The following is a 580-nucleotide window of genomic DNA, read 5'->3' as shown; positions in this document are numbered from 1 at the left end:
GAAATAAATGGAACCAAATAAGGGAAAAGAGAATGAACTGGGTACCGAGAGTGTAGGGAAGCTGCTTTTCCGGCTGTCTATGCCCGCCATCGCGGCACAGGTGATCAATGTGATGTACAACATGGTTGACCGCATGTATATCGGTCATATTCCTGGAGTCGGGGCGGCCGCGCTGACAGGGGTCGGCGTTACGATGCCGGTCATCATGGCGATCACTGCATTTGCCTATTTTATCAGCATGGGAGGCGCGCCGCGTTCCTCCATCATGCTGGGCAGAAACGAGAAGGACAAGGCGGAAAAGATCCTTGGAAACTGTACGACGATGCTGGTGGTGCTTGCCCTGATTCTCACTGCGGTATTTCTGGTGTTCGGGCGTTCGATTCTGCTGTTGTTCGGAGCCAGTGAAAATACGATCGGATATGCCTGGGATTACATGAAGATCTATGCTCTGGGTACCATCTTTGTGCAGCTGGCACTGGGACTGAATGCGTTTATTACCGCTCAGGGCTACGCCAAAACCAGTATGTATACGGTGCTGATCGGCGCTGTCTGCAATATCATCCTGGATCCCATCTTTATA

1 protein-coding gene is annotated in these 580 nt (G+C 51.6%); it reads left to right on the top strand.

Annotated features, from left to right (window positions below; genetic code table 11):
- Positions 1-7: 7 nt before the first annotated feature.
- Positions 8-580 (top strand): MATE family efflux transporter (locus NE664_12855; GenBank protein MCQ4727524.1); only part of this gene is annotated, 573 nt, incomplete at its 3' end.

This window comes from Anaerotignum faecicola (assembly GCA_024460105.1).
Taxonomy (GTDB): Bacteria; Bacillota; Clostridia; order Lachnospirales; family Anaerotignaceae; genus JANFXS01.
Note: the sequence above shows the minus strand (reverse complement) of the source record. Positions and strands in the feature narration are given on the sequence as shown.